24 protein-coding genes and 1 pseudogene are annotated in these 25496 nt (G+C 60.6%); 12 read left to right on the plus strand and 13 right to left on the minus strand.

The features are described 5' to 3' along the window. Window positions 1-26: 26 nt before the first annotated feature. The 4 genes from rlmD to JIO00_RS21750 form a co-directional block, all read right to left on the minus strand. Window positions 27-1379: a 23S rRNA (uracil(1939)-C(5))-methyltransferase RlmD gene (gene rlmD / locus JIO00_RS21735; protein ID WP_200666817.1), complete on the minus strand. Its 1353-nt coding sequence runs from the start codon at window positions 1377-1379 to the stop codon at window positions 27-29. Further along, window positions 1379-2281: a cysteine synthase CysM gene (gene cysM / locus JIO00_RS21740; protein WP_042932649.1), complete on the minus strand. Its 903-nt coding sequence runs from the start codon at window positions 2279-2281 to the stop codon at window positions 1379-1381. The genes rlmD and cysM overlap by 1 nt, the downstream gene beginning before the upstream one ends. A gap of 141 nt (window positions 2282-2422) precedes the next feature. After that, window positions 2423-3847, minus strand: a complete 1425-nt coding sequence (locus JIO00_RS21745; protein ID WP_200666819.1) for a sensor histidine kinase — start codon at window positions 3845-3847, stop codon at window positions 2423-2425. Next, on the minus strand, window positions 3834-4556 hold the full coding sequence (locus JIO00_RS21750; protein ID WP_200666820.1) for a response regulator transcription factor: 723 nt from the start codon (window positions 4554-4556) through the stop codon (window positions 3834-3836). The genes JIO00_RS21745 and JIO00_RS21750 overlap by 14 nt, the downstream gene beginning before the upstream one ends. A 214-nt stretch (window positions 4557-4770) precedes the next feature. On the opposite strand from JIO00_RS21750, the gene JIO00_RS21755 reads away from it, so the two are divergent. Then, window positions 4771-7524, plus strand: coding sequence for a response regulator (locus JIO00_RS21755; protein WP_200666821.1), 2754 nt, complete (start codon window positions 4771-4773; stop codon window positions 7522-7524). Window positions 7525-7678: 154 nt separating this feature from the next. Next, window positions 7679-8668, plus strand: a complete 990-nt coding sequence (locus JIO00_RS21760) for a 2-hydroxyacid dehydrogenase (protein WP_102595526.1) — start codon at window positions 7679-7681, stop codon at window positions 8666-8668. 5 nt (window positions 8669-8673) lie between these two features. Here JIO00_RS21760 and JIO00_RS21765 read toward each other — a convergent pair whose 3' ends face one another. Then, entirely contained in the window at window positions 8674-9075 is a 402-nt protein-coding gene (locus tag JIO00_RS21765) for a hypothetical protein (protein WP_010457107.1), read from the minus strand. Window positions 9076-9209: 134 nt separating this feature from the next. Here JIO00_RS21765 and JIO00_RS21770 point away from each other — a divergent pair, with 134 nt between their 5' ends. Then, window positions 9210-9644: a hypothetical protein gene (locus JIO00_RS21770; RefSeq protein ID WP_010457109.1), complete on the plus strand. Its 435-nt coding sequence runs from the start codon at window positions 9210-9212 to the stop codon at window positions 9642-9644. Beyond that, window positions 9644-10048 carry an META domain-containing protein gene (locus tag JIO00_RS21775; RefSeq protein ID WP_077749203.1) on the plus strand — a complete coding sequence of 135 codons (405 nt, stop codon included), beginning with the start codon at window positions 9644-9646 and terminating at the stop codon, window positions 10046-10048. The genes JIO00_RS21770 and JIO00_RS21775 overlap by 1 nt, the downstream gene beginning before the upstream one ends. A gap of 176 nt (window positions 10049-10224) precedes the next feature. On the opposite strand, the gene JIO00_RS21780 is transcribed toward JIO00_RS21775, so the two are convergent. Next, window positions 10225-10692: a TlpA disulfide reductase family protein gene (locus JIO00_RS21780; RefSeq protein WP_102595525.1), complete on the minus strand. Its 468-nt coding sequence runs from the start codon at window positions 10690-10692 to the stop codon at window positions 10225-10227. Between the two features lie 114 nt (window positions 10693-10806). On the opposite strand from JIO00_RS21780, the gene arsC reads away from it, so the two are divergent. Genes arsC through JIO00_RS21795 form a run of 3 tightly spaced genes read left to right on the plus strand, consistent with a single transcriptional unit; the run spans window position 10807 to window position 12180 of the window. Next, window positions 10807-11160 (plus strand): arsenate reductase (glutaredoxin), encoded by a 354-nt coding sequence (gene arsC / locus JIO00_RS21785; protein ID WP_077749201.1) that lies wholly within the window; start codon window positions 10807-10809, stop codon window positions 11158-11160. Beyond that, the gene (gene wrbA, locus JIO00_RS21790; protein WP_010457117.1) at window positions 11157-11753 is read left to right on the plus strand and encodes an NAD(P)H:quinone oxidoreductase; all 597 of its coding nucleotides are present in this window, start codon (window positions 11157-11159) and stop codon (window positions 11751-11753) included. Before arsC ends, wrbA begins: the two co-directional genes overlap by 4 nt. Window position 11754: 1 nt before the next feature. Beyond that, window positions 11755-12180, plus strand: coding sequence for a DUF2069 domain-containing protein (locus JIO00_RS21795; protein ID WP_010457118.1), 426 nt, complete (start codon window positions 11755-11757; stop codon window positions 12178-12180). 90 nt (window positions 12181-12270) lie between these two features. Here the strand turns inward: JIO00_RS21795 and JIO00_RS21800 are convergent, their stop codons facing one another. Further along, the gene (locus JIO00_RS21800) at window positions 12271-12945 is read right to left on the minus strand and encodes a DNA-3-methyladenine glycosylase I (RefSeq protein ID WP_010457120.1); all 675 of its coding nucleotides are present in this window, start codon (window positions 12943-12945) and stop codon (window positions 12271-12273) included. Window positions 12946-13075: 130 nt separating this feature from the next. After that, a pseudogene (ttcA, locus tag JIO00_RS21805) lies at window positions 13076-13901 on the minus strand (tRNA 2-thiocytidine(32) synthetase TtcA). A 439-nt stretch (window positions 13902-14340) separates the two neighbouring features. Here ttcA and JIO00_RS21810 point away from each other — a divergent pair. Next, complete coding sequence (locus tag JIO00_RS21810) at window positions 14341-14943, plus strand: Yip1 family protein (protein ID WP_010457124.1); 603 nt, start codon at window positions 14341-14343, stop codon at window positions 14941-14943. Window positions 14944-15092: 149 nt separating this feature from the next. Further along, window positions 15093-15587 (plus strand): SprT family zinc-dependent metalloprotease, encoded by a 495-nt coding sequence (locus tag JIO00_RS21815; RefSeq protein ID WP_010457127.1) that lies wholly within the window; start codon window positions 15093-15095, stop codon window positions 15585-15587. 135 nt (window positions 15588-15722) lie between these two features. Here the strand turns inward: JIO00_RS21815 and JIO00_RS21820 are convergent, their stop codons facing one another. Beyond that, window positions 15723-16904 carry a CaiB/BaiF CoA transferase family protein gene (locus JIO00_RS21820; RefSeq protein ID WP_200666822.1) on the minus strand — a complete coding sequence of 394 codons (1182 nt, stop codon included), beginning with the start codon at window positions 16902-16904 and terminating at the stop codon, window positions 15723-15725. A 144-nt stretch (window positions 16905-17048) separates the two neighbouring features. Beyond that, entirely contained in the window at window positions 17049-18383 is a 1335-nt protein-coding gene (locus JIO00_RS21825; RefSeq protein ID WP_010457131.1) for a dicarboxylate/amino acid:cation symporter, read from the minus strand. Window positions 18384-18722: 339 nt separating this feature from the next. On the opposite strand from JIO00_RS21825, the gene JIO00_RS21830 reads away from it, so the two are divergent. Then, entirely contained in the window at window positions 18723-19721 is a 999-nt protein-coding gene (locus tag JIO00_RS21830) for an AraC family transcriptional regulator (protein WP_083377274.1), read from the plus strand. Window positions 19722-20795: 1074 nt separating this feature from the next. On the opposite strand, the gene JIO00_RS21835 is transcribed toward JIO00_RS21830, so the two are convergent. The 3 genes from JIO00_RS21835 to JIO00_RS21845 all read right to left on the minus strand — a co-directional run bounded on the left by JIO00_RS21835 (window position 20796) and on the right by JIO00_RS21845 (window position 23584). Further along, window positions 20796-22142, minus strand: coding sequence for an ATP-binding protein (locus tag JIO00_RS21835; protein WP_010457134.1), 1347 nt, complete (start codon window positions 22140-22142; stop codon window positions 20796-20798). After that, window positions 22139-22816, minus strand: coding sequence for a response regulator (locus JIO00_RS21840; protein WP_077749196.1), 678 nt, complete (start codon window positions 22814-22816; stop codon window positions 22139-22141). The genes JIO00_RS21835 and JIO00_RS21840 overlap by 4 nt, the downstream gene beginning before the upstream one ends. 165 nt (window positions 22817-22981) lie before the next feature. Further along, complete coding sequence (locus JIO00_RS21845) at window positions 22982-23584, minus strand: membrane protein (protein ID WP_010457138.1); 603 nt, start codon at window positions 23582-23584, stop codon at window positions 22982-22984. Window positions 23585-23732: 148 nt separating this feature from the next. On the opposite strand from JIO00_RS21845, the gene JIO00_RS21850 reads away from it, so the two are divergent. Together JIO00_RS21850 and JIO00_RS21855 are read left to right on the plus strand one after the other, a co-directional pair. Next, window positions 23733-24524, plus strand: coding sequence for a dienelactone hydrolase family protein (locus tag JIO00_RS21850; protein ID WP_154501412.1), 792 nt, complete (start codon window positions 23733-23735; stop codon window positions 24522-24524). Between the two features lie 174 nt (window positions 24525-24698). Then, window positions 24699-25424 carry a 4'-phosphopantetheinyl transferase family protein gene (locus JIO00_RS21855; RefSeq protein ID WP_200666824.1) on the plus strand — a complete coding sequence of 242 codons (726 nt, stop codon included), beginning with the start codon at window positions 24699-24701 and terminating at the stop codon, window positions 25422-25424. The last annotated feature ends 72 nt before the right edge of the window (window positions 25425-25496 follow it).

Consider the following 25496-nt stretch of genomic DNA (forward strand, 5'->3'; position numbering starts at 1 on the left):
CGGCCAGTCGGACCAGACGAGCCGTCCTAGCTCGCTTCAAATAACGCCATGGCCTCGACATGTGCCGTCTGAGGAAACATATCGAGAATCCCGGCACGTTTTAACCGGTAGCCCTGCTTGATCAATTCGACCGTATCGCGCGCCAGCGTTGCCGGGTTGCACGACACGTACACCAACCGTTTGGCGCCCAGGGACGCCAGCTTGCGCACGACCTCGAAAGCACCGTCACGCGGTGGGTCCAAGAGTACCGCACAAAAGCCTTCGCGCGCCCATTCGGCATCGGTCAAAGGCTGGGATAAATCGGCCTGAAAAAAAGTCGCATTATGAAGATTGTTGCTAGCTGCATTCGCGGCTGCTCGCTCGACCATCGCCTGCACACCTTCCACTGCCACCACTTCGCGAACGACCTTGGCCAGCGGCAATGCAAAGTTACCCAACCCACAGAATAGATCGAGAACCCGTTCCTCCGCTGTCGGCTTCAGCCACTCCAACGCCTGGGCGATCATCGCTTCATTGACCCCGGCGTTGACCTGGATGAAATCTCCCGGTCGGTACGCCAGATTCAAGTCCCACTGTTCAAGTCGATAACCCAACGACTGGTCAGTCTCGACCGGTTGCGGTTCACCGTCTCCGTGCAGCCACAGTTGGGCTTCATGGAACGCGCAGAAATCCTTGAGGATCGTCATGTCGGCGTCGGACAGCGGCGCCATGTGCCGCAGCAACACCGCCAACGACGAACCGCTGAACAATTCCACATGCCCCAGCGCCTGAGGTTTGCTCAAGCGTCGAAGCATTTCCGGCAAGCGGGTCATGATCGGCTGCAAGGGCTGGACCAACACCGGGCATTCGTTGATGGCCACGATGTCCTGACTGCCCGCCGCGCGGAAACCGACTTCGAGCTTCTTCGCTTTCATGTCCCAACGCACCGCCACTCGAGCGCGACGGCGGTAACCGAATTCCGGACCGCTCAACGGCGCTGCCCACTCTTGGGGTTCGACACCGGCGACCTTGGACAGTTGTTCGGCGAGCATGCGCTGTTTCAGGGCAAGTTGTTCAGTGTGCGGCAGATGTTGCACGCTGCAACCGCCACAGCGGCCGGCATGCAGGCACGGCGCCGGACGACGCAACTCACTGGCCTGGAACACCCGTTCGGTGCGCGCCTCGACCACTTTGCCGTGGGCACCCAACACGCGCGCCTCGACGTCTTCGCCCGCCAGCGCGCCGAGGACGAACCAGGTGCGACCTTCGAAAAACGCGATACCGCGACCGTCATTGGCCAGGCGCTCGATGCTCAAGCGCTGCTTTTTGCCGGTCGGAATTTGCGGGGCCTTGCTGCCACCGGTGGGTTGGAAGCGCAGGCCTCTCTCTTGCTTGGCCATCAGTTGGGCGCGTCGAAAATGCCGGTCGACAAGTAACGGTCGCCACGGTCGCAAATGATCGCGACGATCACCGCGTTTTCAACTTCCCGGGACAGGCGCAGCATCGCTGCCACCGCACCGCCCGAGGACACGCCGCAGAAGATGCCTTCTTCGCGGGCCAGACGACGGGTCACGTCTTCAGCTTCGCTTTGCGCCATGTCGACAATGCGGTCGACACGATCGGCTTGATAAATCTTCGGCAGGTATTCCTGCGGCCAGCGACGGATACCCGGAATCGCCGAGCCTTCCATCGGTTGCAGGCCGATGATCTGCACGTTGTCGTTCTGCTCTTTCAAGTAGCGCGAGACACCCATGATGGTGCCGGTGGTGCCCATCGAACTGACGAAATGAGTGATGGTGCCCTCGGTCTGGCGCCAGATTTCCGGGCCGGTGGTGGTGTAGTGCGCTTCGGGGTTATCGCCGTTGGCGAACTGATCCAGCACCTTGCCACGGCCTTCGGCTTCCATTCGCTGAGCGAGGTCGCGCGCGCCTTCCATGCCTTCTTCCTGGGTGACCAGGATCAGCTCGGCGCCATAGGCCGTCATCGCGGCCTTACGTTCGGCGCTGGAGTTGTCCGGCATGATCAGGATCATCTTGTAACCCTTGATCGCGGCAGCCATGGCCAGCGCGATACCGGTGTTACCCGAAGTCGCTTCGATCAGCGTATCGCCGGCGTGGATCTGCCCACGCAATTCAGCGCGGGTAATCATCGACAGCGCCGGCCGGTCCTTGACCGAACCCGCCGGGTTATTCCCTTCGAGCTTGAGCAAAAGGGTATTGCTGGTGGCGCCAGGCAGGCGCTGCAAACGGACCAGCGGGGTGTTGCCGACGCAATCGGCGATGGTTGGGTACTGCAAGGTCATGGCGTATTCGCAATCCAGACTGCGGGGGCGCCTATCATACCGGCAAACGCGAGCAGGCCATATCACGCAAAGTGCGGTGCTTATGGCTTATGGGAATAAGGGGCTGTTTCAGCGTTACGCTCCCACAGGGTGCGGGGTTGATCAGACGATTTGTGGTCGGCAAAGATCCACTGTGGGAGCGAGCCTGCTCGCGATGGCGTCGTCACTGACGCCATCACTCTCAGCCACTAACCGAATATTTAGCCGCAGCCCACGCCCAGTGTTCTGTGCCCAAAGACTCCCGCCCTGCCGCTTCACCGCATTCCTCGCAATGCTCAACCCCAAGCCGAACCCGCCATCCCCCGGCCGCGAGCCGTCGAGTCGAATGAACGGACAGAAGATCCGCTCCAGATCCGCCTCAGCCACCCCGCCGCCCTCATCTTCCAGCCACAAATGCCAGAAGTCGCCGTCACGTTGCCCGCTGAAACGAACGATACCGCCACTCGGCGAATGACGAATGGCATTGCGCAGAATGTTCTCCAGCGCCTGCGCCAAGGTGTTGAGATTGCCCCGAACCCAACAGGACGAATCCACCGCGCACTGCAACTGGCTCGCCGGCCAGGCACTTTCATAACAAGCGTTTTCCGTGAGCATTTCCCACAGCGCCTGGACCTGGATCGCTTCGTCGGGCAACGGTGCGCGCTCGGTGTCGAGCCAGGCCAGTTGCAGAGTGTCTTCTACCAGCCGCTGCATGCCATCGACTTCCCGCCCGATGCGCTCGCGCAATTGCGCCAGCCCCTGCTCGCTTTCGCTGGCGACCCGCAGACGGCTCAGCGGCGTGCGCAGTTCGTGGGACAAGTCGCGCAGCAATTGCTGCTGCAGGGCCACAGTGCTTTGCAATCGCTCGGCCATGTGGTCGAAGGCCCGACCCAGCTCTCCGAGTTCATCCGAACGTTTGGTGGTGCTGCTCGACAGACGCACATTCAACTGGTCGGCGCGCCAGGCATTGGCCTGCTCGCGCAATTGATTCAACGGCACGACCAGCAGCCGATACAGGCCGACGCACAGCAACAGCGTGAACAATCCCGGGATGATGCCGTTGGTGATCACGCGCCAGAACAGCCTGTATTGGCCGGGCATGAAGCGCTGGGGCAGTTCGATGACCAGGCTGCCAGCCGTCGAATCGCCGGGAAACGGCACGCGCAGCCACGGCAGGCGTTTCTTGTGAATGGGCCAATCCAGGCCGCGCAGGAAAGTCAGTCGCTCGATTTCCTGGTCAGTGAGCGGCTGGCTGCTTAGGGACTGCAAATCACCGCTGATGACGCCAACCCAGCCTGTTTCACGCTGTTTCATACCATGCAGCCAGGCATCGACGCCCGCGCTCTGCTCCGAACGCCACGCCTGCTCGGCCTCGGCGGCATACCCCGTCAGCGTGACTCGGGCCTGATCCGACAAAAACTGGTTTCGCTGCTCCATGTAGCGCCCCCAGGACCAGCTCAGCCAGATCATCAGCAGACAGAACGCCACCAACAGACATGCCAGTTTCCAGAACAGCGAGTGTCGGCCCGGCAAGTCAGAGCATTTCATCGCCGGCACTCAACACGTAACCCTTGCCCCAGACCGTACGCACTTCCCGCTCGGTGTAGCCGATGCCCTTGAGTTTGCGGCGGATCTGACTGATGTGCATGTCGAGGCTGCGGTCATGGGCGGCAAAACCGCGTTGCAGCACGTGCTGATAAAGGAAGGCTTTGCTCAGCACTTCATCGCCATTGCGATTCAAGGTGTCCAGCAATCGATACTCGCTGCGGGTCAGGCCGGCGGCGAGTTCGCCATAGGAAACGTCACAGAGTTCGTCATCGAAACGCAGGCTGTCGACCGAGGACGTCGCCGCTGCCCGCTCCGGCCGACGGTCGAGCGCCACCCGGCGCAGGATCGCTTCGATGCGCACACGCAACTCGGCCATGCTGAAAGGCTTTGGCAGGTAATCATCGGCCCCCAGGCGAAAACCGCTGATGCGATCCGCCTCGGCGCCCAGCGCCGACATCAGCACCACCGGGGTCGAATGGCTCTGGCGCAGTTGCGTCAGCACGTTCAACCCGTTCAACCCTGGCAGCAAAATGTCCATCAGCACCACGTCGAAGGGTTGTTGGCGGGCAATGTCCAGGCCTTCCCGGCCGTTCTGGCACCAGGTCACCTGAAAACCGCACCGGCCCAGATGCTCGTGCACATAAGCGCCGAGCACGAGATCGTCTTCAATGGACAGGATGCGAGGATGGCCAACAGAGATGGGAGTCATGAGTATCTGCAAATAATTCTCAGTTGGAGATTATTCAAGATTGCCTGACGTTGGGCAACCCAAGGTTTGCCCGTGGCGCGAAAGCGCCGGTCCGGCCGAAGAATGACGACATCAATTTTACGAAGATTGCCTGCCTGCAAATCGCTACACTGGCCCGATGGCGCGTGCCGGACGCACGTGCAGGTCAATCAATAGCTGGATGCAGGAGAGATGCGTGCTCAAGAAACTGGGAATTAAAGGCCGCGTGCTGTTGCTGACCCTGTTGCCGACCAGCCTGATGGCGCTGATCCTGGGTGGCTATTTCACCTGGATGCAGCAATCCGACCTGCAAACCCAACTGATGCAGCGCGGTGAGATGATCGCCGAACAGCTCGCGCCCTTGGTGGCCCCGGCCATGGGTCGCAAAGACAACGAGCTGCTGGAGCGTATCGCCACCCAGTCGCTGGAAACACCGGACGTGCGCGCCGTGACCTTCCTCGCCGCCGACCGTACGCCCGTAGCCCACGCCGGCCCGACCATGCTCAACCCGGCGCCGTTGGGCAATGGCTCAAAAATGCTGCGCCACAGTGGCAACGATGCGACACGCTATCTGCTGCCGGTCTTTGGCAAGCACCGCAACCTTGCCGGCGACCTGATACCGGATGAAGCCGACCGACTGTTGGGCTGGGTCGAACTCGAACTGTCCCACAGCGGCATGCTGCTGCGCGGTTACCGCAGCCTGTTCGCCAGCCTGCTGCTGATCAGCGCGGGCCTGGCCGGCGCGGCGCTGCTCGCCTTGCGCATGGGCCGGACCATCAACCGGCCGATCAGCCAGATCAAACTGGCGGTGGCCCAACTCAAGGACGGCCATCTGGAAACCCGTCTGCCACCCCTTGGCAGTCAGGAACTGGATGAGCTCGCGTCCGGCATCAACCGCATGGCCGGCACGTTGCAAAACGCGCAGGAAGAGTTGCAGAACAGTGTCGACCAGGCCACCGAAGACGTGCGCCAGAACCTGGAAACCATCGAGATCCAGAACATCGAACTGGACCTGGCGCGCAAGGAAGCCCTGGAAGCGAGCCGGATCAAATCCGAGTTCCTGGCCAACATGAGCCATGAAATCCGCACCCCGCTCAATGGCATTCTCGGCTTCACGCACCTGCTGCAAAAAAGCGAGCTGACCCCGCGTCAGCTCGACTACCTGGGCACCATCGAAAAGTCCGCCGACAGCCTGCTGGGGATCATCAACGAGATCCTCGACTTCTCGAAAATCGAGGCCGGCAAGCTGGTGCTCGACAATATTCCGTTCAACCTGCGCGACCTGCTGCAGGACACCCTGACCATCCTCGCCCCGGCCGCCCATGCCAAACAGCTTGAGTTGGTGAGCCTGGTGTATCGCGACACGCCGTTGTCGCTGGTGGGCGATCCGCTTCGGCTCAAGCAGATCCTCACCAACCTGGTGAGCAACGCGATCAAGTTCACTCGCGAAGGCACCATCGTCGCCCGGGCCATGCTCGAAGAAGAACACGAAGACAGCGTGCAACTGCGCATCAGCATTCAGGACACCGGCATCGGCCTGTCGAACCAGGATGTGCGCGCGCTGTTCCAGGCGTTCAGCCAGGCTGACAATTCGCTGTCCCGACAGCCAGGAGGCACGGGCCTGGGTCTGGTGATTTCCAAGCGCCTGATCGAACAGATGGGCGGCGAGATCGGTGTCGACAGTACGCCGGGCGAAGGTTCGGAATTCTGGATCAGCCTCAGCCTGCCCAAGACCCGCGACGACGCCGAAGACCTGCCCGGCCCGCCGCTGCTCGGGCGCCGCGTCGCGGTGCTGGAAAACCATGAACTGGCCCGTCAGGCCTTGCAGCATCAGCTGGAAGATTGCGGCCTGGCTGTCACGCCGTTCAATACCCTGGAAAGCCTGACCAATGGCGTGACCGGCGCGCATCAGACCGATCAGGCGATCGATCTGGCGGTGCTCGGCATCACCAGCAACGACATGCCACCGGAGCGCCTCAACCAGCACATCTGGGACCTCGAACACCTGGGCTGCAAAGTGTTGGTGCTGTGCCCGACCACCGAACAGACGCTGTTCCACCTCTCGGTGCCCAACCCGCACAGTCAGCTTCAGGCCAAACCGGCCTGCACCCGCAAGTTGCGTCGGGCATTGTCCGATCTGGTCAACCCGCGCCAGCAGCGCAGCGAGCCCGGCGAACCGGTATCGAGCCGCGCACCGAAGGTGCTGTGCGTCGACGACAACCCGGCCAACTTGTTGCTGGTGCAAACCCTGCTCGAAGACATGGGTGCCAAGGTGCTCGCGGTCGAAAGCGGTTACGCGGCAGTCAAAGCAGTGCAAAGCGAGACTTTTGACCTGGTGTTGATGGACGTGCAAATGCCCGGCATGGACGGACGTCAAAGCACCGAGGCGATTCGTCAGTGGGAAAGCGAGCGGCATTGCACGCCGCTGCCGATCGTCGCCCTCACCGCCCACGCCATGGCCAACGAAAAACGCGCGCTGCTGCAAAGCGGCATGGACGACTACCTGACCAAACCGATCAGCGAACGGCAACTGGCCCAGGTGGTGTTGAAGTGGACAGGCCTGGCGTTGCGCAATCACGGGCCGGAGCGCTCCAGCGACAGCCATGGCGGCGCCCATGAATTGCAGGTGCTCGACCACGACGAAGGCTTGCGCCTGGCCGCCGGCAAGGCCGATCTGGCCGCGGACATGCTGGCGATGTTGCTGGCCTCCCTGGAAGCTGATCGCGAGGCCATTCGCCTGGCCCGGGAAACCAATGACAACAACGCCTTGATCGAGCGTGTCCACCGCCTGCACGGCGCGACTCGTTATTGCGGCGTCCCGCAACTGCGTGCCGCCTGCCAGCGCAGCGAAACCCTGCTCAAGCAACAGGACCCCAAAGCCCCCGGCGCCCTGGAAGAACTCGACCGTGCGATCAACCGCCTGGCCGCCCATGCCCGGATAAACGCTTGATGCAGCGCAATGGCGCCGGCCAGCATCGGCGCTAAGCTCACCGGGTTCTGTTCGTCGCGGCACCATTCCAGGTGTGGGAGCCCCTCGCCACAGCCGTTCGCACAATGGAACGGTGCGCGGCCACACAGGACTCGAAAAATATCAGGAGGACTGTATGCGCACGATTCTTTTCAGCAGCCAGACCTACGACCGTGACAGTTTTCTCGGCACCGAACTCCCTGCCGGTATCGAGCTGCACTTTCAATCGGCGCGGCTGAGCCTCGATACGGTGGCGCTGGCGGAGCATCACGAGGTGGTCTGCGCGTTCATCAATGATGACTTGAGCGCGCCGGTGCTGGAACGTCTGGCAGCGGGCGGCACACGCTTGATCGCCCTGCGCTCGGCCGGTTACAACCATGTCGATCTCGCGGCGGCGAAGCGTTTAGGGCTGTCAATTGTGCGGGTCCCGGCATACTCGCCGCACGCGGTGGCCGAGCACGCGGTGGCGCTGATCCTGGCGCTCAACCGCCGCCTGCACCGTGCCTACAACCGTACCCGCGAAGGGGATTTCAGCCTGCACGGCCTGACCGGTTTCGATTTGGTGGGCAAGACGGTCGGCGTGGTCGGCACCGGGCAGATCGGCGCAACCTTCGCGAAAATCATGAACGGTTTCGGTTGCCGGTTGCTGGCCTACGACCCCTACCCCAATCCGCAGGTCGAAGCCCTCGGCGCCCGCTACCTGAGCTTGCCGCAATTGCTGGCCGAGTCGCAGATCATCAGCCTGCACTGCCCGCTCAATGAGCAGAGCAAACACTTGATCAACCGTGAATCACTGGCGCACTTGCAGCCCGGCGCGATGTTGATCAACACCGGACGCGGCGGCCTGGTGGACACGCCGGCGCTGATTGATGCACTGAAGGACGGCCAATTGGGGTATCTGGGGCTGGATGTCTATGAAGAGGAAGCGCAGCTGTTCTTCGAGGACCGCTCCGACCTGCCGCTGCAGGACGATGTGCTGGCGCGGCTGCTGACCTTTCCGAACGTGATCATCACCGCGCACCAGGCCTTCCTGACGCGCGAAGCGCTGGACGCAATTGCCACGACCACCCTGCAGAACATCGCAGCATGGGCCGCTGGCACGCCGCAGAATCAGGTCGAGGGCTGAGCCGGTCAGGCCTTGGACAAGAGAATCATCAGGCCCAGCCAGCCGAAACCCAGCAAGCGTTGCCCCACGGAATGCCCGCGACGCAGCAGGAACCAGACAAAAAACGGCGGCAGGAAAAAAATCATCAGCTTCAGCCACAGTTCCACCGGACGCACGCCGTTGGAGGCGGGCATCGGCGCCGCCATCTCGATTGGGGCTTCGGTTTTGCGTTTACGCCCGAATGCGGCCGGGGTCACCCTGGCCACTTTCTCATCCTCCGGTAAACGCCCGAAAGAAAGGGGTGCCTGCACAGGCGCTGCCGTCGAAGTGGCCGCTTGCACCGTTCCCGCCGGTGCACCGCAATGAATGCAAGCAGGCGCCGTGGAGCTGATACGTTGCTTGCACTCATAACATTCGATTAACGCCATGTCCGTTCCTTAGAAATGCAAAAGCGGCAGTGTGCCATGAGTCGACCGGTGATTTGAACCAGATCGAAGGTCATCTGCGCGCGCCATGCTGCGAGCAGGCCCGTGATAGCATACCGCGCATATTTGGAGGACCCATGGTCGAACACGATTTCCGCTATAGCCTGATGAACCCGCAACACACCCTCACCGAATGCCGCGCCCTTGTGCCGGGGCGTTATCAAGTCACCGGCAACGGCGGCTCGATTCGTAATAACGACGTGCTGGTCGTGACCCTCAAAGGTGCCAAGGACCTGTCCATGCGCCTGACCGTGGAAACGGTTCGCCACTTGATCAACCCGCCCGGCCAATGGGTCGCAGTGGCCAGTGGTCCGGTGTTCGGCGAATTGGCGATCCACACCTGGAAAGTCAACTGCGACAGCTGCGCCAAAGAGCTGAGCTTTGAGTTTGCGGTCGATGCCAAACTGGGCAACAAGGCAGAAAAACCTGCCGCCACTGCGCGCATTGCCGAGCTGGGCTGGACCACCGTTGGCGAGAAGCACCTGTGCCCGACCTGCCAGGAGCCCGCGTGATGAAACACCTCGCCCTGACCGCCCTGGTTGGTGCCAGCCTGCTGGGCTGCGCCGCCGAGCCGGTGAAATTGCAACAAAACCGCAGCTACATCCTGGAATGGATCGGCGAACGTCCACTGATGGATTACAGCCACCTGACCATCACCCTCGGTGAAGACGGTCGGGCTTACGGCAATGGCGGCTGCAACCACTGGTTTGCACCGTACACGCTCGAAGGTGACAAGCTGAGCTTCGGCAAAATCGGCAGCACCCGCAAAATGTGCGCACCAGCCGTGATGGAGCAGGAAAAGCGCTTCATGCAGGCCCTGGAAAATGTGCAGCGCTGGGATGTTTCGCCGATCGAACAGATGCGCTTCTGGCCGGCCGAAGGCAAGCCGTTGCGTTGGTGGCTTGAAGAGGGTTGATAACCCCGAGCTGTGGCCAAGTGAATACCTGTGGCGAGGGAGCTTGCTCCCGCTGGGCTGCGCAGCAGCCCTAAAACCCGTCACCTCGGTTCATCAGGAACACCGTTTGTACCGGTTTTGCGACTGCTGCGCAGTTGAGCGGGAGCAAGCTCCCTCGCCACAAGATCCATGCGCAGTCACTTGACCGCTTGCAACGCCTCAAGCTTGGCCATCACTCCCGCCGCCGTCTGCTCGCCCATCAATTGCTCGCGCACCTTGCCTTTGTTGTCGATGATGTAGGTCACCGGCAACGCTTCGCTGCGCGGCAACTCGAAAAGATCCGCCGGGTCCGACGCCAGCACGGTGAACTTGATCCCCAGTTTCTCGCTGGCGCTTTTCAGCTCTTCCCCCTGCACATTGTCGAAATTGACCCCGAACACACCAATCTTCTTGTCCTTCAACTGAACGGCCAGCTCATTCAACTCCGGGATTTCGGTACGGCACGGGCCACACCATTCCGCCCAGTAGTTGAGCACCACCCATTGGTTGTCCAGACGTTCGGCGGCGACTTTCTGGCCGTTCTGGTCGATGCCATAGTCGTTGCCACAGCCCCCCAGCATCAACGCACCGATGATCGCCAATGCTGCTGCCAGTCGTCTTGTCATGTCGTAATCCTTGTTCAAAATTGAATGCGCCTGCGACCCATCGCCTCCCGAGGTTCTGGATTACGCGCTGCACAGTTAGAATAGCCGCCACCTTACGCAAGATGCGACCCGCACATGACCGATCTGACGCTTTATCACAACCCGCGCTGCTCGAAATCCCGCGGTGCGCTCGAACTGCTGGAAGCCCGTGGCCTGACCCCGACCGTGATCCGCTACCTGGAAACGCCGCTGGACGCCGCGCAAATCCAGAGCCTGCTGACCAAACTCGGCATCAGCGCCCGGCAACTGCTGCGCACCGGCGAGGACGAATACAAGACTCTCAACCTGGCCGACAGCAGTTTGAGCGAGGAGCAATTGATCGCCGCCATCGCCGCCAACCCGAAACTCATGGAGCGACCGATTCTGGAAGTCGGCGACAAAGCCATCATCGGCCGTCCGCCGGAGAATGTGCTGGAGTTGCTGCCGTGAGCGCGCCGTACATTCTGGTTCTGTATTACAGCCGCAGCGGCTCGACCAATGAAATGGCCCGGCAAATTGCCCGTGGCGTCGAGCAGGCCGGGATGGAAGCGCGCCTGCGCACGGTGCCGCCGATCTCCACCGAATGCGAAGCCGTGTCGCCGGACATCCCCGATGAAGGCGCGCTGTACGCCAGCCTCGACGACCTGAAGCACTGCGCGGGCCTGGCCATGGGCAGTCCGACCCGGTTCGGCAACATGGCCGCGCCGCTCAAGTACTTCCTCGACGGCACCAGCAATCTTTGGCTGACGGGGGCGCTGGTGGGCAAACCGGCCGGGGTATTCACCTCCACCGCAAGCCTGCACGGCGGTCAGGAAACCACGCTGCTGTCGATGATGTTGCCGTTGCTGCACCACGGCATGCTGATTACCGGCCTGCCGTATAGCGAATCGGCCCTGCTGGAAACCCGTGGCGGCGGCACGCCGTATGGCGCCAGTCATCATGCCGGGGCGGATGGCAAAAGCGGTTTGAACGAACATGAAGTCGCGCTGTGCCGGGCCTTGGGCCTGCGTCTGGCGAAGACTGCGCAGAAACTGGGGAACTGACGTGGCGAAAAAGCCGAAGATTCTGCCCTCGATCGAATGGCTCGAACCGCGGGTCCGGGCGATGCGCGCGATCAGCCTGCTGTGCTTTTTCGGGCTGGTGGGGCTGCTGTGCGCCTATTATCTGGTATTTGCCGACCTGCACGGCGCCCGGCCGTGGGTGATTTTGCTGATCGAACTGGTGCCCCTGCTATTGCTCGCACCGGGGATGATCATCGGCAGCGCACGCGGGCATTCGTGGATGTGTTTTGTGGTGAATCTGTATTTCATCAAGGGCGCACTGGCCGCGTATGACCCCAATCGGCAGCTGTTTGGCTTGCTGGAAATGGGCGCGAGCCTGGCGGTGTTTTGCTCGGCGCTGTTGTATGTGCGGTGGCGGTTTCAGTTGAATCGCAAGTTGGCGGGTGAAGGCGAGATCTCCGCCGCCTGATCTGACGCCTTCGCGGGCAAGCCTCGCTCCTACAAGGGCTGCACCGCACCTGTAGGAGCAAAGCTTGCTCGCGAAGGCCACGACTCGGTCTTAATGATTGACGGTGTACGCCAGCATCATCGAAATCTGGCTCATCGGCCGGCCGCCACTCTGTTCATGCCACTGGTTGAACACATCCTGCACCAACGCCAGGTCCCGCTGGCTGGTCGGCACCTTGTCGACGATCTTCTGCGCGTTCAGCCCCGCCACCACGTCATAGCTCGGCACAAACGTATCCTTGCCGACCATGCGCAAGAAACGCGGCGCCGACAACCCGCCCAATTGATGGCCGCGCTTTTTCAGGTACGTCCACAGCCCGACGATGTCCGTCACCGGCCAATCGGCGACCAATGCGCCGAAGCTGCCCTTCTCATGCGCCACGTCCAGCACGAACTGCGCATTGCGCGGCACGCTCTTGAGCTTGCCCAGGTGTCGGATGATCCGCGCGTCCTGCATCAGGCGCTCAAGGTGTTCGGCGCTCATCAGCACCACCTTTTCCGGGTCGAACTTGAAGAACACTTCTTCGAACGACGGCCACTTGGCGTCCACAAGACTGTGTTTGAGGCCGGCGCGAAACACGCGCAGGGCCATGGTCGAGAGATAACGATCGTCGCTGATCTTGCGCAGTTGCGCCGGGGTCTTGGGAACGGGCAGATGGGCTTCCAGTTCAGCTGCTGAACCGAAGCGATTCAGACAGTATTCGTGCAGCCACTTGTAATCGCGCATGCCCTCTCCTGGAGGTTGAAACAAAAAACAATTGCAGGAGTGAGCCTGCTCGCGATAGCGGTGTGTCATTCAACGTTGATGTCGACTGACACGACGCAATCGCGAGCAGGCTCGCTCCTACAGTTTCTGATTAGAGGTTGACCACGTTGACGAACCGCGAGGCGGCGGTTTCGTCGATCTTGAGGCTGGTGAAGTCGAACAGGTTACGGTCCGCCAGTTGCGACGGTTGCACGTTCTGCAAGCTGCGGAAAATGCTTTCGGTGCGGCCCGGGGTCTTGCGTTCCCACTCTTGCAGCATGTCCTTGACCACCTGACGTTGCAGGTTTTCCTGGGAGCCGCAGAGGTTGCACGGGATGATCGGGAATTGCTTGAAGTCCGAGTAGGCCTGAATGTCTTTTTCGTTGCAGTAGGCCAGTGGCCGGATCACCACATTGCGGCCGTCGTCGGCGCGCAACTTCGGCGGCATGGCCTTGAGCGAACCGTTGAAGAACATATTAAGGAAGAATGTCTCGACGATGTCGTCGCGGTGGTGACCGAGGGCCATTTTGGTCGCGCCGATTTCGTCGGCAAAGGTGTAGAGCGTGCCGCGACGCAGGCGCGAGCACAACGAGCAGGTGGTCTTGCCTTCCGGGATCAGCTCCTTGACCACCGAGTAAGTGTCTTTCTCGACAATGTGGTACTCGATGCCCAGCGTTTTCAGATAGGCCGGCAACACGTGTTCAGGGGAAGCCTGGCTGTTTCTGGTCCATGTTCACGGCCACGATCTCGAACTTGATCGGAGCGACCTTCTGCAAGTGCAAGAGCACGTCGAGCATGGTGTAGCTGTCCTTGCCACCGGACAGGCAGACCATGACCTTGTCGCCGTCTTCAATCATGTTGAAATCGGCAACAGCCTCACCCGCCTGACGGCGAAGGCGCTTTTGCAGTTTGTTCTGGTTGACCGTGAGAGTGCCCATGACGCGAGATCCGTAAGGTGTGACGAAAGGCCGGCATTTTACGCAAAAACCCACCGTCGGCGAAGTGCCTGGCGACTGCACTTTATCTGAGCTGAGCATACCCCTGTGGCGAGGGAGCTTGCTCCCGCCGGGTCGCGCAGCGGCCCCAAAACCATCCTGCACCATAGGGTCAGTCAAACCCCGTCGGCCGTTTTTGCGACGGCTGCGCAGCCGAACGGGAGCAAGGTCCCTCGCCACATTGGTCGCGCAAGACCCTACGGCGATTAACAGCAGGGTTTACAGCGCAATTTGCTCTAACGCCCTACAACCTGCGCCGTGAAGACCTTTCTATACTGCGACATAAGGTCGCATACATATCCAGACCTTTTACTTACTTGGCCACTTTGGCCTGTAGGCGCTCCACTGGGGGGCGACGGTAAAAACAAGAGGAGTGACTGGCATGATCCATCACGTAGTGGGGCTCTTCACCCACCCCGACCAGGAATGGAAAGAAATCCGTGGCGACCAAGAGGAAAGCATCAGCCACATGTACCTGACTCACACGCTGATTCTGGCGGCAATTCCCGCTGTGTCGGCGTTTATCGGCACCACTCAGGTCGGCTGGGTCATCGGCAATCGAGCGCCGGTCATGTTGACCCAGGAAAGCGCGCTATGGATGACGATCATGTCGTACCTGGCGATGCTCGGCGGCGTCGCGGTCATGGGCGCATTCATCCACTGGATGGCCCGTACCTATGACGCCAATCCAAGCCTGGCACGCTGCGTTGCATTTGCGACCTATACCGCGACCCCGCTGTTCATCGGCGGTCTGGCGGCGCTGTACCCACATATGTGGCTGGGGATGATCGTCGGAACGGCGGCCATCTGCTACACGGTGTACTTGCTGTATGTGGGGCTACCCACTTTCATGAACATTCCATCAGACGAGGGCTTCCTGTTTTCCAGTTCGGTACTTGCCGTAGGCCTGGTGGTGCTGGTCGCCATCATGGCGTTTACAGTGATTGTCTGGGGACTCGGCGTGGGGCCGGTCTACACCAATTAGCAACTCACCACCCAAAAACAAGATCTGCCAACACAGGCCGCCGCAAGGCGGCCTTCTAATGTGTGAGGGGTAACGACCATTCGGCGCCTCGGCGATTCGCAAGGCCCCAGGGTTGCGGCATACTCGACGTCTCTGGAGATCCATCAAGCATGCCCGAGCAACTCAATACCCGCGTCGAAGACTGTTATCAGCTGGCCGAATCCTTTTTCAAACGAACTTTCAAACGCCCCGTGGTGAGCCTCAAGCTGCGCGGTCAAAAAGCCGGTGTCGCGCATTTGCACGAGAACCTGCTGCGCTTCAATCCGCAGCTGTACCGGGAAAACACTGAAGACTTCCTCAAGCAGACCGTGGCCCACGAAGTCGCGCACCTGATCGCCCATCAACTGTTCGGCGACCGCATTCAGCCGCACGGTGAAGAGTGGCAATTGATCATGCGCGGCGTGTACGAACTGCCGCCCAATCGCTGCCACACCTACGACGTCAAACGCCGCAGCGTGACGCGCTACATCTACAAATGCCCGTGCGTCGACAGCGATTTCCCGTTTTCGGCCCAGCGCCATGGCCTGGTACGGCAAGGGCGGCGGTATTTGTGCCGGCGGTGCCGCAGCACGTTGGTGTTCAGTGGGGAGATGCGGGTCGAGTAGTCAGATTTGTGGTGGCGGTGCCGGACTCATCGCGAGCAGGCTCGCTCCCACAGGTATTGATTTCGAGCACAAGCTTTGTGAACGACACAGATCCTGTGGGAGCGAGGCTTGCCCGCGAAGAGGCCGGTACAGACGCTAGAGAATCACCTTGGCACGGCGCAATTCTGCAATCCGCTCAGCACTCATCCCCAACTCCCCCAACACCTGATCCGTATGCTGTCCCAACACCGCGCCGATATGCCGCGGCGCCGGCAACCCCTCGGAAAACTTCAAAGGACAAGCCATCTGCGCCTGAGTCGAACCGTCCCCCCGCGGCACCTGCGTCACCAACTCCCGCGCCTGCAACTGCGGATGCTGCACCGCCTCAGCCAAATTCAGCACCGGCTCGACACACGCATCGACCCCGGCAAACAACTCGCACAGTTGCGCAAAGTCATGTTTCTCGAATTCGGCTTTCAACTCATTCTTCAGTGCCTGTTGCTCGGCGGGTTTGGGCGACAGGCCCTTGGCCGCCAGCTCCGGCCGCCCCAGCGCGCTGCACAGTTGCTGCATGAAGGCCGGTTCCAGACTGCCCACCGATAACCAGCGCCCGTCCCGCGAACGGTAGTAGTCGTAGAAGCTGCCGCCATTGAGCATCTGATCCTCCCTGCCCGGCTCCACACCACAGGCCAGGTACCCGGCGCCGGCCATGGCGTTCAGGCTGAAGGCGCAGTCGGTCATGCTCACATCCAGATGCTGCCCCACCCCGCTGTGCTGGCGAGCGATCACCGCCGCCAGCAACCCGATCACTCCGTGCAACGAGCCGCCGGCGACATCTGCCACCTGCATGCCCAATGGCAGCGGCCCGCTCTCGGTGCGGCCGGTGTAGCTCGCCAGCCCCGCCAGCGCCAGGTAGTTGATATCGTGACCGGCGCGGTCCTTGTAGGGGCCGCTCTGGCCATAACCGGTAATCGACACGTAAATCAGCCGCGGATTGATCGCCTTCAAGGCTTCATAGCCCAGGCCCAGGCGTTCCATCACACCGGGGCGGAACTGTTCCAGCACGATGTCGTGGTCCGCCAGCAATTGCTTGATCACCTCCAGCGCCTCGGGCTGCTTGAGGTCCAGCGCCAGGCTGCGCTTGTTGCGATTGAGGTAGGCGTGGCTGGCCGACACCCCGTGATCGTGCGGCGGCAACACCCGGAGCAAATCCATACGGGTCGGCGATTCGATGCGCAGGACTTGCGCGCCCATGTCCGCCAGCAACAACGAGGCAAACGGCCCCGGCAGCAGTGTCGAGAAATCCAGAACCTTGAGTGATGCCAGTGGACCGGGCATGAGCGACCTCCGTGAACGATGCCTTCAGCCTAGGCAGGCAAACGCATTGCAGCAATCACCTGAAGTGTCAGCAGCTGTGACCGTTGCGCTCAAATCACGGGCAAGAAAAAACCCGCCGAAGCGGGTTTTTCAATGCAGCCAGTCTTACTTGACGTTGCTAGGGGTTGGGCCTTCGGCCACGCCCAGGTCGTCTTCTTCACGGGTGTCGGAGATACCGCGACCACCGGAAGCCAGCTCGACTTGCAGCTTGTCTTCGTCCAGCTCTTTCACCCACTTGGCCACGACCAGGGTCGCAACCGCGTTACCGACCAGGTTGGTCAGCGCACGGGCTTCGGACATGAAACGGTCGATACCCAGGATCAGCGCCAGGCCGGCAACCGGCAAGTGGCCAACGGCCGACAGGGTTGCTGCCAGCACAATGAAACCACTGCCGGTCACGCCTGCAGCGCCTTTGGAGGACAACAGCAACACCAGCAACAGGGTGATCTGGTGGGTGATGTCCATGTGGGTGTCGGTCGCCTGAGCGATGAACACAGCGGCCATGGTCAGGTAGATTGACGTACCGTCGAGGTTGAACGAGTAGCCGGTCGGGATTACGAGGCCGACAACGGACTTCTGTGCACCCAGGCGTTCCATTTTGATCAGCATGCGCGGCAGAGCGGATTCCGAAGAGGAAGTGCCCAGTACGATCAGCAGTTCTTCACGGATGTAGCGAATCAATTTGATTACGCTGAAGCCGTGCGCGCGGCAGATGCCGCCCAGTACCACGAGCACAAACAGGATGCAGGTGATGTAGAAGCAGATCATCAGCTGACCGAGTTGCACCAGCGAGCCAACACCGTAGGCACCGATGGTGAAGGCCATCGCACCGAACGCGCCGACTGGAGCGAGCTTCATGATCATGTTGATGATGTTGAACATCACGTGGGCAAAGCGATCGATGAAGTCCAGAACCGGCTTGCCGTAGGCACCCAGGCGATGCAGGGCGAAACCGAAGATCACCGAGAACATCAGCACTTGCAGGATGTCGCCGTTGGCGAAGGCGCCGACGATGGTGTTCGGGATCACATTGAGGATAAAGGCAACGATGCTCTGGTCTTTACCGGCCGAGATGAAGCCAGCGATTTTGCTGGTGTCCAGAGTCGTCACATCGATGTGCATGCCGGCGCCCGGTTGCACGACGTTGACCACGACCAGACCGATCAGCAAGGCAATGGTGGAGACGATTTCGAAGTACAGCAGCGCATAGCCACCGGTCTTGCCGACCGATTTCATGTTCTGCATGCCGGCGATACCGCTGACGACCGTACAGAAGATGATTGGCGCGATGACCATTTTGATCAGTTTGATGAACCCGTCACCCAGTGGCTTGAGTGCCACACCGGTCTGCGGATAGAAGTGACCGAGCAGGATGCCGATGGCGATAGCAACGATCACCTGGAAGTACAGGGATTTATACAGTGGCTGACGAGTCGTCATTGCAAAGTTCCTCAAGAGTGCCCCGTGACAACATCCGTCTGTTGCCCAAGACACTTCAATTGCGAACCCTCCTGCACTGGAGGGATTTGTTTTGTCGAGCTGCGCAACGGCAGGCATCTGCTTGTTGTATCGCAAGGCCCGTGCCACCTTTAAAAAAATGCCTGCATGCCTTTTGACATCAAGGGTTACAGGTCCAGCCTTGCCACTGACGGGTTACCACAATGTGGCGGATTTCCGCCCATCGACCAGGTCTCGTCCTACAATTTGGCGGATATCCGCCTGTTCATAACGAGGGTCGACAGCTACCATCCGTCGTTCATTGGGTCGGACCTGCCTGCCATGCGTGAACGCACCATCGCCAGTCATTTCGCCCGTGCCGCATTAGGTGGCGCGCGTCGGTTGGGTTATGACTATTCAAATCTGCTGCAACAACTCGGCATCAGCCCCGAGTTGCTGGATGAGCCACGGGCGCGAATTGCGCCGGAGCAGTTCACGCGATTGATCCAGGCGTTGTGGCTGGCCCTCGACGACGAATACCTCGGTTTCGGGCCGACGCCCAGTAAAACCGGGACCTTCGCAATGATGTGTCACGCCGTGATCCACTGCCGCAACCTCGATAAGGCGCTGCATCGCGGTTTATTGTTTTACAGCCTATTCCCTGACGGTCCGCGCCTGACCCTGACCCGCGAAGACGAATGGGTCCGCCTGAGCCTCGACGATTCAAAGTTCCAAGACCCTGATCATTTCCTCACCGAAAGCCAACTGATGGTCTGGCACCGGCTTGGCAGTTGGCTGATCGGCCAGCGCATTCGGCTGGAGCAGGCGACGTTCAGTTATCCAAAGCCCGAACACGGCGCCGAATACGATTTGCTGTTCCCCTGCCCCATGGAGTTTTCCACGGCGCAGAGCAGTTTGCTGTTTCACAGCCGCTACCTGCACATGCCGTTGTTGCAGGACGAACGCACGCTCAAGCATTTCCTCCAACATTCTCCCGCCGACCTGCTCTCGCGCCCGGATGACGGCGACAGTCTGAGCAGCCAGTTGCGCCGCTTGCTCAGCCGCGACAGTGCACGCTGGCCGGACCTGGAAGCGGTGGCTGCGCACCTGCACATCAGCCCGCAGACGTTGCGTCGGCACTTGCGCGAAGAAGGGTCGAGTTTTCAGGAATTGAAGGATCAGTTGCGCCGGGACATTGCGATTTATCACTTGGGGCGAGCAGATCTGTCGTTACAGCAGATTGCCGAGCAATTGGGGTTTTCCGAGCCTTCGGCGTTTCATCGGGCGTTCAAAAAATGGACCGGGTTGACGCCGGGCGCCTATCGCGCGCAAGAGAACTGAATCTGCGTTGAATTGGCCGGCCTCATCGCGAGCAGGCTCGCTCCTACAGGTGATCGGTGTGAACGCAAATTATGCATTCACCGAAGATCTCCTGTGGGAGCGAGCCTGCTCGCGATGAACGATGATGCGGTCTGCCTGAACGAACGACTACGGCGGATCAAGCCTGTCCAGCATCTGAAACTGGTTTTTGGGTTGAATTGACCGGCCTCATCGCGAGCAGGCTCACTCCTACAGGTGATCGGTGTGAACGCAGATTATGCATTCACTGAAGATCTCCTGTGGGAGCGAGCCTGCTCGCGATGAACGATGACGTGGTCTACCCGACTGAACGACTACGGCGGATCAAGCCTGTCCAGCATCCGAAACTGATTTTTGGGTTGAGTTGACTGGCCCCATCGCGAGCAGGCTCGCTCCTACAGGTGATCGGTGTGAACGCAGATTATGCATTCACTGAAGATCTCCTGTGGGAGCGAGCCTGCTCGCGATGAACGATGACGCGGTTTGCCTGACTGGACGTCTACGGCGGATCAAGCCTGTCCAGCATCCGAAACTGATTTTTGGGTTGAATTGACCGGCCTCATCGCGAGCAGGCTCGCTCCCACAGGTGATCGGTGTGAACGCAGATTATGCATTCACCGAAGATCTCCTGTGGGAGCGAGCCTGCTCGCGATGAACGATGACGCGGTCTGCCTGACTGAACGTCTACGGCGGATCAAGCCTGTCCAGCATCCGAAACTGATTTTTGGGTTGAATTGACCGGCCTCATCGCGAGCAGGCTCGCTCCTACAGGTGATCGGTGTGAACGCAAATGATGCATTCACTGAGGATCTCCTGTGGGAGCGAGCCTGCTCGCGATGAACGATGACGCGGTCTACCTGACTGAACGACTACGGCGGATCAAGCCTGTCCAGCATCCGAAACTGATTTTTGGGTTGAGTTGACTGGCCCCATCGCGAGCAAGCTCGCTCCTACAGGGGATCTGCGGAGCATGCACTTTTCGCGAGCGCCGCAGATTCAATTGTAGGAGCGAGCCTGCTCGCGATGAGGCCCGAAAAAACACCGCCAACCCCTCGATCAAACCACCGGAAAATGAATCCGGAACGCCGCCCCGCCCATCGGCGAATCCCCCAGCGTCAGCTTCGCGTTGTAGCTCTCGATAATGTCCTTGACCACCGCCAACCCGATCCCCTGCCCCGGGTGCTGGCGATCCAGCCGCTCGCCCCGTTGCAGAATCCGCGCCCGCTGATCCGGCGGCACGCCCGGACCGTCGTCTTCAACGCACAACTCGACCCCGCTCAGGGTTTCGCGCACGCTGATGCGCACTTCGCTCAGGCACAGGCGATAGGCGTTTTCCAGCAGGTTGCCCATCATCTCCAGCAGCGCACCCTGTTCGATCGGCACGTAACACGGCTCCGGCAGGTTGAAAGCAACGCGCACGCGCTTGTCGCGGTAGACCTTGTCCAGCGTGTCGCACAGACTTTGCAACACCGGCTGCAGGCGCACCTGGTGGCGTACCAGCCCACTTTTACGCAGGCTGGCGCGTTGCAGTTGATAGCCGATCTGCTGGCTCATGCGCTCGATCTGGGTTTGCAGCAACCAGGCCTGATCTCGGTTTTCCGGGCGCTGGGCCATGTCTTCGCTGACGCCTTGCAGCACGGTCAGCGGGGTTTTCAGGCTGTGGGCCAGGTCGTCGAGGGAATCGCGGTAGCGACTGCGCTGCTCGCGTTCGCTGTGCAGCAAGCGGTTGAGGGAGCCGGTCAGGCGCAGCAGCTCACGCGGGTGTTGTTCGCTGAGGCTTTCGCGGGCGCCGCTTTCGATTTCGTCCAGCTCCTGACTGAGCCGACGCAAGGCCTGCAAGCCCCAGGTCAGGCCGATCCACAGCAGCGCCAGCAGCACCAGCAACGCGGCACCGAAACCGAGGTAGAGGTTTTCGCGCAGGCCTTCGAGGGTGACTTCGTACTCGTGCACCGGTTGCAGGGCGACGATGCTGAACGCCGCGCTTTTGCCGCTGAGCAGTTTGACTTCGACGTCGTAGACAAAGAATTCCTGACCATCGGCCTCGCGAATGCGCGCGAATTCGTTGCCGCGTCCGTCGTAACGCGGTTTGTAGTTGATCTTCTCTTCGCCGGTGGCCTTCGAGCGCCAGACCAAATGACCTTCGCGGTCATAGATGTAACCGAGCAAGCGGCTGTCAGTCAGGTTGAAGCGCTCATCGGGCAACTGCGCCGGCATCTGCAGGGCGTTGTTTTCCACCCGCGCGGCGGAAATCAACGTGTTTACGTCCGACGCCAGGCGTTGCTCGATGGAATCCTGCAACGCCAGGCTGAACGCGCCCTGCATCGCTGGCAGCAACGCCAGCATGAACAGCACCGCCAGGGTGGCGGCGGCCAGCATCAAGCGGACACGAAGGGAGCGAATCAAGTGCAGCGCTCATTGAACAGGTAGCCGAGGCCACGCACAGTGTCGATCGGTTTGAAACCGGCCGGGCCTTCGAGTTTGCGCCGCAGACGGCCGACCAGCACTTCGATGACGTTCGGATCGCGCTCGTCGTCGTCCGGATAGAGCTGCTCCATCAAGCGGTCCTTGGCCACCACTTGCTGGTGATGGCGCATCAGGTACTCGAGGATTCGATACTCGTAGGCGGTCAGCGCCAGCGGTTGTTCATCGAGGGACGCTTGTTTGCGATTGAGGTCGAGCAGCAGCGGCCCGGCGACGATGGTCGACTGGGTGAAACCGCTGGAGCGGCGCAGCAAGGCATTCAGGCGCGCATCGAGCTCTTCGAACTGGAACGGCTTGACCACGTAATCGTCGGCGCCGGCGGCGAGGCCTTCGACCTTGTCTTGCCAGTTGCCACGCGCCGTGAGGATCAGGATCGGGAAGGCCTTGCCACGCGAGCGCAGATGACGGATCAGGTCGAGCCCGCTCATGCCCGGCAGGCCGAGGTCGATCACCGCCAGGTCGTGGTTGAACTGCTCGGTCTGGTACAACGCCTCCTCGGCGTTGGCCACGGACTCGACCACGTGGCCGCTGTCCGTCAGGCGGGTTTGCAGGTGATGGCGCAACAGCGCTTCATCTTCGACGACCAGCAGTTTCATAACGCTCTCCTAGGCAAATCGTTATCTCCAGCAGCACAGTTCTCAGTCACACCGCAGAACCCTGTAGGAGCGAGCCTGCTCGCGATGGCGCCAGCACATTCGACATTGATGTCGACTGACACGCCGCTATCGCGAGCAGGCTCACCCCTACAGGGATTGCACTTATCAGAAAGCGTAGTTCGCCGACAGGTAGGTCTGGGCGCTGCTGGTCAGGTCCAGCGAACCCTGCTTGCTGCCACCGCGCTCGCTCATCTCGGTGCTGGCGTTGCTGCGCAGGTAACGGTAACCCAGTTCGACCGAGGTGTTTTGCGACACTTGCTGCAATACGCCAACCTGGCCGCCAATGGCGTAGCCGATGTTGCTGTCGCGGCTGAACCCTGGGGACTCCTGGGTCATTTTGGTCAGGCCGGCCGTGGCACCGCCGAACAATTTGGTGCTGGCGCCTACCGGGTAGAACAGATCGTAGCTGCCCAACAGGTTTTCCTGACGCAGTTTAATGCCATTGTGCGAACCCGACACGTTGTCGTAAGTGGCGTAGTAGCGGCCCTCGCTGTTTTGCTGGCCCAGACGCACACCCCAGGTGGTGTCCTTGCCGATCACGCCGTCGGCGTTCGGGTGGTTGAGGTTGTCGTTCAGGGCGTGGGACTTTTTGACTTTGTCGCTGGTCTGTCCAAGAGTAAGGCTGGCGAAATTATCGTTGGAAGCGAAAGCCGCGGTGCTTGCGCCCATGACGGTGAAAGCCAGAAGCAGTTTTTTGAAGTGAGTCATTGGGGAATTTCCTCATGCGCTATTTGCTTTTTGGGTACGGGGCAAGGTTACGCACCCACCCCTGAACTCCCCCTGAACGCACTCTGAACCTAAGCTGAATCAACTCCACCCGGCTGTTTTGATGACTTTTATGCAGGAGCATCCGACCATGCGCGTTTTCCTCGCCCTCGTATTACTGGCCTTGAGCGGGCTCAGCCACGCCGAGATCAAGACTCAGGAGATTCCCTATCAGAGCCCCGACGGCACGAAGCTGATCGGCTATTACGCTTACGACGATGCTATTAAGGGTCAACGTCCAGGCGTGGTGGTGGTGCATGAATGGTGGGGCCTCAACGATTACACCAAGCGCCGCGCCCGTGATTTGGCCGGACTGGGTTACAGCGCGCTGGCCATTGATATGTATGGCGATGGCAAGAACACCGAGCATCCCAAGGACGCCATGGCCTTCATGCAAGCGGCGTTGAAAGACAGTGCCGCGTCCAGCGCCCGCTTCCAGGCCGGGCTCGATTTGCTGAAGAAACAGCCACAGACCCATCCGGATAAAATCGCTGCCATCGGTTACTGCTTCGGCGGTGCCGTGGTGCTGAATGCAGCGCGTCAAGGCGTTCCGCTGGCGGGCGTGGTGAGTTTCCACGGCGCGCTGGCGACCAAAACGCCCGCAACACCGGGCAGCGTGAAAGCGAAAATCCTGGTGGAGCATGGTGCGCTGGACAGCATGGTGACGGCGGACAACGTCGCGGCGTTCAAGGCTGAGATGGACAAGGCCGGGGCCGACTATCAATTCGTCAGCCTTGAGGGCGCCAAGCATGGGTTCAGCAATCCAGATGCGGATCGGTTGGGCCATGGCGATCATGGTGGGCCGGATATCGGGTACAGCAAGGCGGCGGATGAAAAATCCTGGGCGGATATGCAGGCGTTCTTCAAAAAAATCTTCGGTTAAGCAGAAGATCGAGGCGTGGCCTTCGCGGGCAAGCCTCGCTCCTACAGGGCTTGTGTCGTTACGCCATTTCGTGATCGGCTCAAACCTGTAGGAGCAAGGCTTGCCCGCGAAGAACGATAACGCGGTCTACGTCAGGGCTACCCAGCCCGAAGGCAACCCGGCAAAATGCGCGACATGAATGCCACCCCCGCCCTGCCCGTCTGCTGCACCCCGCTCGATGCCCATTGGCCGCTGCCGTTTGTGCTGCCTGATACGGTGCTATTGAGCACGCACTTCGATACCTCGCAACTGGCCCTCGATGATTTCACGCGCAGCGCCATCGAGCCGCCAGCGAGCATCCAGCGCTCGGTTGCCAAGCGTCAGGCCGAGTTTCTGGCCGGTCGGGTCTGTGCCCGGGCGGCGTTGCAGAAGCTGGAAGGGCTGAGTTTCAGCCCGGCCATCGGCGAAGACCGGGCACCGGTCTGGCCTGCGCATATCAGCGGCTCAATCACCCACAGCACCGGCCGGGCCGCAGCGATTGTCGCGAACAAGACCCACTGGCGTGGATTGGGGATGGACCTGGAAAACCTGCTAAACCCTGAACGGGCCGAACGCCTGGCCGGGGAAATCCTTACCCCGGCGGAATTGCAGCGCATGGCCGCAGGTCATCGTGATCAGTTGGCGATGCTGGTCACGCTGACGTTTTCGGTGAAGGAGAGTCTGTTCAAGGCGCTGTATCCGATTGTTCGGCAGCGGTTTTATTTTGAACATGCGGAAGTGCTGGAGTGGAGCGAGAGCGGTGAGGTGCGGCTGCGATTGCTGACAGATCTGTCCAGCGAGTGGCGCAATGGCACGGAGCTGGATGCGCAGTTTGGGGTGGTGGATGGGCAGTTGTTGAGTCTGGTCAGCATCAGGGCTTGAGGATTTTTGGTGTTGGCTCGGGCCTCATCGCGAGCAGGCTCACTCCTACAGAGGATCTTCGGTGTCGCACAG

The organism is Pseudomonas sp. SW-3 (assembly GCF_016615645.1).
In the GTDB taxonomy this organism is placed as follows: domain Bacteria; phylum Pseudomonadota; class Gammaproteobacteria; order Pseudomonadales; family Pseudomonadaceae; genus Aquipseudomonas; species Aquipseudomonas mandelii.

Coding starts and splice junctions, on each gene's coding strand:
- arsC (WP_077749201.1), top strand. CDS start 10,807: ATGACCGATCTGACGCTTTATCACAACCCGCGCTGCTCGAAATCCCGC.
- cysM (WP_042932649.1), bottom strand. CDS start 2,281: ATGACCTTGCAGTACCCAACCATCGCCGATTGCGTCGGCAACACCCCG.
- JIO00_RS21770 (WP_010457109.1), top strand. CDS start 9,210: ATGGTCGAACACGATTTCCGCTATAGCCTGATGAACCCGCAACACACC.
- JIO00_RS21850 (WP_154501412.1), top strand. CDS start 23,733: ATGCGCGTTTTCCTCGCCCTCGTATTACTGGCCTTGAGCGGGCTCAGC.
- JIO00_RS21800 (WP_010457120.1), bottom strand. CDS start 12,945: ATGCGCGATTACAAGTGGCTGCACGAATACTGTCTGAATCGCTTCGGT.
- JIO00_RS21830 (WP_083377274.1), top strand. CDS start 18,723: ATGCGTGAACGCACCATCGCCAGTCATTTCGCCCGTGCCGCATTAGGT.
- JIO00_RS21825 (WP_010457131.1), bottom strand. CDS start 18,383: ATGACGACTCGTCAGCCACTGTATAAATCCCTGTACTTCCAGGTGATC.
- JIO00_RS21780 (WP_102595525.1), bottom strand. CDS start 10,692: ATGACAAGACGACTGGCAGCAGCATTGGCGATCATCGGTGCGTTGATG.
- JIO00_RS21855 (WP_200666824.1), top strand. CDS start 24,699: ATGAATGCCACCCCCGCCCTGCCCGTCTGCTGCACCCCGCTCGATGCC.
- JIO00_RS21820 (WP_200666822.1), bottom strand. CDS start 16,904: ATGCCCGGTCCACTGGCATCACTCAAGGTTCTGGATTTCTCGACACTG.
- JIO00_RS21810 (WP_010457124.1), top strand. CDS start 14,341: ATGATCCATCACGTAGTGGGGCTCTTCACCCACCCCGACCAGGAATGG.
- JIO00_RS21760 (WP_102595526.1), top strand. CDS start 7,679: ATGCGCACGATTCTTTTCAGCAGCCAGACCTACGACCGTGACAGTTTT.
- JIO00_RS21815 (WP_010457127.1), top strand. CDS start 15,093: ATGCCCGAGCAACTCAATACCCGCGTCGAAGACTGTTATCAGCTGGCC.
- JIO00_RS21745 (WP_200666819.1), bottom strand. CDS start 3,847: ATGAAATGCTCTGACTTGCCGGGCCGACACTCGCTGTTCTGGAAACTG.
- rlmD (WP_200666817.1), bottom strand. CDS start 1,379: ATGGCCAAGCAAGAGAGAGGCCTGCGCTTCCAACCCACCGGTGGCAGC.
- JIO00_RS21765 (WP_010457107.1), bottom strand. CDS start 9,075: ATGGCGTTAATCGAATGTTATGAGTGCAAGCAACGTATCAGCTCCACG.
- JIO00_RS21775 (WP_077749203.1), top strand. CDS start 9,644: ATGAAACACCTCGCCCTGACCGCCCTGGTTGGTGCCAGCCTGCTGGGC.
- JIO00_RS21750 (WP_200666820.1), bottom strand. CDS start 4,556: ATGACTCCCATCTCTGTTGGCCATCCTCGCATCCTGTCCATTGAAGAC.
- JIO00_RS21840 (WP_077749196.1), bottom strand. CDS start 22,816: ATGAAACTGCTGGTCGTCGAAGATGAAGCGCTGTTGCGCCATCACCTG.
- JIO00_RS21845 (WP_010457138.1), bottom strand. CDS start 23,584: ATGACTCACTTCAAAAAACTGCTTCTGGCTTTCACCGTCATGGGCGCA.